Here is a 2,903-nt window from a genome sequence, read left to right on the forward strand (position 1 = left end):
TCACCACACAAAAAAGCACGACGAACACAGCGAGAAAGTCAGTGGTAGTAAGGGGTATCAATAAGTGAAATTAATGAATCACGGGATTGAGTCATAAAACCTCCAAGGTTTAACCAACACTGTTTATTTAAACGTAGGTTAACCTTAGCGTTCAGTCAAAAAGGTTCGGGTGTCCCGTCTTTTTTATGCACCACATTGCCTTACTGGTGCTATTAAGTGGTGCTCGCGAGTGCAAGTTTAATGGCAAACCCCATAAAACCGAGACCAACACTGCCCCCCGAAATAGCGCTAATTTTCTTACGTTTTCTAAAGGTATCTGCGAGTATTGTGCCTGCGTAAATGAGCATGGTAAGGTAAATAAAGCTGAGCGCTTGAATGGTTAATGCCAGTATCAAGAATGGGATCACTGGCTGCGCATAGTTAGGGTCAACAAACTGGACAAAAAAGGAAAGGAAAAATAAAATCGCTTTAGGATTTAATAAGCTAACTAACAGCGCTTTTCTAAACGCTTTACCCCCGGTGGTTTTTTTGATTGCGACCGTTTTTTGCAAGCTCTGCTCATCTATCTGGCGCCAAGATTTTATTGCCCCTGCTATTAAGTGATAACCGATGTAAATCAGATAAGCTGCACCAGCATATTTAATCACCATAAATATTGCAGGGTAAGTGCTAAGAAGCGTAACGGCACCAAAGGCGGTTGCCAAAATAAGCAGTGAGTCACCAATTAACACACCCGCCACCGCTGTCCAACCAATGCGCACACCTTGGTGCGCTGAAAGTGCTAGTACATAAAGTGAATTAGGCCCAGGTAATAATATTATAAACACGGCACCTATAAAATAAGTGACATAATTGAGAACGCCAAAAGTTTCCATTATTATCCTTAAAAACCTAATACTTTATTGAGTGATATAAATTCCAATTTTACAGCTAAATCATAATAGTTCGATACTGTAGCAAGACAGAACAGTTAAGTTAAGTTAAAGAAGAATAAACAATAAAAGCAAGGCGGGACATCCACTTGTTGATCTATATTAAATCAACAAGTAACAATTTAAACCTTTGGGTGCCCTCTCTTTTTACTCTATATTCCAATCGTCATGGTCGGGGCATCGCAGTTTCCCTTTAACTTAGTCTTTAAAGCTAAAAATAGTAGAAAAACTATTAGATCAAATATTGACTTCTTTACCTTTATTTTTTTTAACTCATTTAGTATCGTTAAGCGTTATTTAAATCTGGGGTGGTTATGCTTAAAAATCGAAATAAATTATTACGTTATAGCAGCGCGTCGGTGGCTAATGTGTTTGAAAAAGAAACTGCCATGATTACACAAATGCAAGCCAATGAAATTTCGCAATGTCTTATATTATGGCAAGCAAAAACACCCACTATAGTATTTCCTTCGGGTCAAAAATGGCCCGAATCCCCCGCACTGCACACAGCCTTACAGGCAGATAATTGGAAATTGCTCTCACGTAAAACAGGGGGCGCGCCAGTGCCACAATGCCAAGGTATAATTAACCTATCGCACTTGTATGTTTGGCCAGATGCAACGCCCTACTCTATTAAGCAAGCGTATAAAAATTTATGCCAAGTGTTGCAATATTTTTTCAGTCAATATGGGTTAAGCAGTGAAACGCATAGCACTGAATTTTCATACTGCGACGGTGATTTTAATATCAATATTAATGGGCGTAAAATCGTGGGCACTGCGCAGCGTATTATTTTGAAAAAAGGGGGCGGTAAAATTGTACTGGCACAGGCCTGCATCTTAGTTGATGCAGTGTTAGAAGAAATCATTAAACCCATTAATTTGTGTTATCAATTGTGTGATAAAAAACATCGGGTAAAAGCACAGGCGCACACCACCTTGTTTGAACATATTAATACACGCCCCAGTGTCGATACGCTTTATCGGCAACTAACCCAAGCGTTTATTGATAGTGGCTTAGGCTAGGGTTTATTCACTTCGCAAGTAATAGAAGAAGACACAGGACATTCCATTCTTTATTAATGATGAGAGCAGTTAATCCATTTAAATTCCTTGGTAGTTAGTAGTAAGCAGTTAGTTAAAGGCAAAAGACTAGATCTGACCCTCTGCCCTTTCCTTACTTCCCCATTTATTAGGATGGCGAAAGATAAAAGTTTAAATTTAACCTGACCCCATTTATTTTTTATCACAGCACTTCAGAATTATCTCTCCAATGCCCCATTATTAATAAACTCATCAACTAAAATCACAAAATAGTCATCCACTGCTTTTAGTTACTATTTTAAGCTGTTAATTTTAATAATAAATTCCTAACAAGGATCAACAATATGGAAAAGCAGGTATCAACAACAGCCCTCGCAAAATTGAGTGGCATTTCATCAAAAGAATTATTCAGCACACTCAGTGAAAAAGGGTTCATTCATAAAGTTGACAATGTATGGGCACTAACAGAACAAGGTGAAAAGAGTGGAGGAGGCTACAAACAGTCCCCACAATATGGAAAATATATCGTTTGGCCAGAAACCTTCCAACTTGCAAGCGTGACAGTCACTACTACACCAACAGCAGAATCAGTTAAATTAATAACAGCAACTGCGCTTGGAAAAGCGTAAGCGTCAGGGCAACCACACCTTCATCTAATTTCTGATCTCAGTTATGTTATTTTCAAGTCAAATAAAAGGAAATAACAATGAAAATAACGCGCAACGAAACACAATGGCAGACCCTAGTAAAAAATCAACAAACCAGTGGGTTAACTATTTCAGATTACTGTCAACAACATCACTTATCAACGTCTAGCTTCTACACTTTCAAGAAAAAACTAGGCCTAACATCCAACAGCTTTGTTCGCGCTAAAGTGATACAACAAATTGAATTTATGGAAGAACAACCATCAATCACACTCTCTGTT

The 2,903-nt window shown here is 38.3% G+C and carries 4 protein-coding genes; 3 read left to right on the forward strand and 1 reads right to left on the reverse strand.

Annotation, left to right across the window (positions count from 1 at the left end; translation table 11 throughout):
- Positions 1-212: 212 nt before the first annotated feature.
- Positions 213-875: a leucine efflux protein LeuE gene (gene leuE / locus G322_RS0118415; RefSeq protein ID WP_022943151.1), complete on the reverse strand. Its 663-nt coding sequence runs from the start codon at positions 873-875 to the stop codon at positions 213-215.
- A 371-nt stretch (positions 876-1,246) separates the two neighbouring features.
- Here leuE and G322_RS0118420 point away from each other — a divergent pair, with 371 nt between their 5' ends.
- The 3 genes from G322_RS0118420 to tnpA form a co-directional block, all read left to right on the forward strand.
- Positions 1,247-1,957, forward strand: a complete 711-nt coding sequence (locus G322_RS0118420; RefSeq protein ID WP_022943152.1) for a lipoate--protein ligase family protein — start codon at positions 1,247-1,249, stop codon at positions 1,955-1,957.
- 362 nt (positions 1,958-2,319) lie between these two features.
- On the forward strand, positions 2,320-2,604 hold the full coding sequence (locus tag G322_RS0118425) for a hypothetical protein (RefSeq protein ID WP_022943153.1): 285 nt from the start codon (positions 2,320-2,322) through the stop codon (positions 2,602-2,604).
- 77 nt (positions 2,605-2,681) lie between these two features.
- Positions 2,682-2,903, forward strand: a 222-nt coding sequence (tnpA, locus tag G322_RS0118430; protein WP_022941076.1) for an IS66 family insertion sequence element accessory protein TnpA, incomplete at its 3' end; no start/stop codon positions are given.

Source organism: Psychromonas hadalis ATCC BAA-638, from assembly GCF_000420245.1.
Lineage (GTDB): Bacteria > Pseudomonadota > Gammaproteobacteria > Enterobacterales > Psychromonadaceae > Psychromonas > Psychromonas hadalis.

What these genes read in the sequence shown, in the direction of transcription:
- leuE (WP_022943151.1), bottom strand. Translation starts at nt 875, where the DNA reads ATGGAAACTTTTGGCGTTCTCAATTATGTCACTTATTTTATAGGTGCC.
- G322_RS0118420 (WP_022943152.1), top strand. Translation starts at nt 1,247, where the DNA reads ATGCTTAAAAATCGAAATAAATTATTACGTTATAGCAGCGCGTCGGTG.
- G322_RS0118425 (WP_022943153.1), top strand. Translation starts at nt 2,320, where the DNA reads ATGGAAAAGCAGGTATCAACAACAGCCCTCGCAAAATTGAGTGGCATT.